This window comes from Cereibacter sp. Soil_C_27 (genome assembly GCF_057657095.1).
Genome location: NZ_JBDGJD010000021.1, coordinates 2501 through 5542 on the forward strand (window position 1 = coordinate 2501; position 3042 = coordinate 5542).

General features: G+C 54.6%; 1 tRNA gene and 2 rRNA genes (1 of these 3 running past the window's edge). All 3 read left to right on the forward strand.

The window, feature by feature from the left end:
• Nucleotides 1-2677 (forward strand): 23S ribosomal RNA (locus AC3A5Z_RS24085) (it extends 168 nt beyond the left edge of the window).
• A 130-nt stretch (nucleotides 2678-2807) separates the two neighbouring features.
• Nucleotides 2808-2922: ribosomal RNA gene (gene rrf / locus AC3A5Z_RS24090) — 5S ribosomal RNA — on the forward strand.
• A gap of 42 nt (nucleotides 2923-2964) precedes the next feature.
• Nucleotides 2965-3041, forward strand: a tRNA-Met gene (locus AC3A5Z_RS24095).
• Nucleotide 3042: the final 1 nt, after the last annotated feature.

The window sequence follows — 3042 nt, forward strand, 5'->3', positions numbered from 1 at the left end:
TGGACTGAAACAGGTACTTTTACCCTGAATACATAGGGGTTTAAGAGCAAACCCGGGGAACTGAAACATCTAAGTACCCGGAGGAAAGGAAATCAAGAGAGACTCCGCTAGTAGTGGCGAGCGAACGCGGACCAGCCGATCTTCGGAAAGTGACTGGAATGCGCTGGAAAGCGCAGCGATACAGGGTGACAGCCCCGTACAGGAAGCTCAAGAAGACATATCAAGTAGGGCGGGACACGTGAAATCCTGTCTGAAGATCGGGGGACCACCCCCGAAGGCTAAGTACTCCTTACTGACCGATAGCGAACCAGTACCGTGAGGGAAAGGTGAAAAGCACCCCGACGAGGGGAGTGAAACAGTACCTGAAACCGGACGCCTACAAGCAGTCGGAGGGACCATGAGTCCTGACGGCGTACCTTTTGTATAATGGGTCAACGACTTGGTCTCACAAGCAAGCTTAAGCCGTTAGGTGTAGGCGCAGCGAAAGCGAGTCTTAAATGGGCGATTGAGTTTGTGGGATCAGACCCGAAACCAGGTGATCTAGCCATGTGCAGGATGAAGGTACGGTAACACGTACTGGAGGTCCGAACCAACACCCGTTGAAAAGGGTCTGGATGACGTGTGGCTAGGGGTGAAAGGCCAATCAAACCTGGAGATAGCTGGTTCTCCGCGAAAGCTATTTAGGTAGCGCCTCGGACGAATACCATCGGGGGTAGAGCACTACATGGATGATGGGGGCCCACAGCCTTACTGAGTCTAAGTAAACTCCGAATACCGATGAGTACTATCCGGGAGACACACGGCGGGTGCTAACGTCCGTCGTGAAGAGGGAAACAACCCTGACCTGCAGCTAAGGCCCCTAATTCGTGGCTAAGTGGGAAAGCATGTGGGACGGCCAAAACAACCAGGAGGTTGGCTTAGAAGCAGCCATCCTTTAAAGATAGCGTAACAGCTCACTGGTCTAGATAAGCTGTCCTGCGGCGAAGATGTAACGGGGCTCAAGCCACGAGCCGAAGCTCAGGATGCATAGCAATATGCGTGGTAGCGGAGCGTTCTGTGATATAGCTTCATGTGTTTTATCCGTATCTCCAAGCAATTGGGGGACGGAGACGAACACGCGAAGCTTTCTGTGAAGCCGGGCTGTAAGGCATCCGGTGGAGAGATCAGAAGCGAGAATGTTGACATGAGTAGCGACAAACAGGGTGAGAGACCCTGTCGCCGAAAGTCCAAGGGTTCCTGCTTAAAGCTAATCTGAGCAGGGTAAGCCGGCCCCTAAGGCGAGGCCGAAAGGCGTAGTCGATGGGAACCAGGTTAATATTCCTGGGCCAGGAGGAAGTGACGGATCTCGAAGGTTGTTCGCCCTTATCGGATTGGGCGGGCCGCTTAGAGGTTCCTGGAAATAGCCCTCCATGAGACCGTACCCTAAACCGACACAGGTGGACTGGTAGAGAATACCAAGGCGCTTGAGAGAACCACATCAAAGGAACTCGGCAAAATGCCTCCGTAAGTTCGCGAGAAGGAGGCCCCGTCTGTACGCAAGTATGGGCGGGGGGCACAAACTAGGGGGTGGCGACTGTTTACTTAAAACACAGGGCTCTGCGAAGCCGTAAGGCGACGTATAGGGTCTGACGCCTGCCCGGTGCTGGAAGGTTAAAAGGAGGGGTGCAAGCTCTGAATTGAAGCCCCAGTAAACGGCGGCCGTAACTATAACGGTCCTAAGGTAGCGAAATTCCTTGTCGGGTAAGTTCCGACCTGCACGAATGGCGTAACGATCTCCCCGCTGTCTCTGATGTGGACTCAGCGAAATTGAACTGTGTGTCAAGATGCACACTTCCCGCGGTTAGACGGAAAGACCCCATGCACCTTTACTATAGCTTCGCACTGGCATCAGGATTGTGATGTGCAGGATAGGTGGTAGGCATCGAAGCGGGGACGCTAGTTCCCGTGGAGCCTCCCTTGAGATACCACCCTTCGCACTCTTGATGTCTAACCGCGGCCCGTTATCCGGGTCCGGGACCCTGCGTGGTGGGTAGTTTGACTGGGGCGGTCGCCTCCCAAATCGTAACGGAGGCGCGCGAAGGTAGGCTCAGAGCGGTCGGAAATCGCTCGTTGAGTGCAATGGCAGAAGCCTGCCTGACTGCAAGACTGACAAGTCGAGCAGAGACGAAAGTCGGTCATAGTGATCCGGTGGTCCCAAGTGGGAGGGCCATCGCTCAACGGATAAAAGGTACGCTGGGGATAACAGGCTGATGATGCCCAAGAGTCCATATCGACGGCATCGTTTGGCACCTCGATGTCGGCTCATCTCATCCTGGGGCTGGAGCAGGTCCCAAGGGTATGGCTGTTCGCCATTTAAAGAGGTACGTGAGCTGGGTTTAGAACGTCGTGAGACAGTTCGGTCCCTATCTGCCGTGGGTGTAGGAGACTTGAGAAGAGTTGCCCCTAGTACGAGAGGACCGGGGTGAACGAACCACTGGTGGACCAGTTATCGTGCCAACGGTAGTGCTGGGTAGCTATGTTCGGACAGGATAACCGCTGAAGGCATCTAAGCGGGAAGCCCCCTTCAAAACAAGGTCTCCCTGAGGGCCGTGGAAGACCACCACGTCGATAGGCCAGAGGTGTAAGCGCAGCAATGCGTTCAGCTGACTGGTACTAATTGCCCGATAGGCTTGATTTGATCCGGTAACAGCAAGGTTCAACTGAACCACGCTCAATCGCATCGTCAAAAGCACCAATGACTTGGAACAATCGTTGTGACCGGACCGAAAGGTCCGCCCACAACGCTGATGTTGTCGTTTCTTCCTCGGTTTGGTGGTCATAGCGCGAGCAAAACACCCGATCCCATCCCGAACTCGGCCGTTAAGTGCCGTCGCGCCAATGGTACTGCGTCTTAAGACGTGGGAGAGTAGGTCACCGCCAAACCTAGAAAGAAACGACACCTCCCTAAACGATCAATCACCCTGGCGCGGGGTGGAGCAGCCCGGTAGCTCGTCAGGCTCATAACCTGAAGGTCACAGGTTCAAATCCTGTCCCCGCAACCAA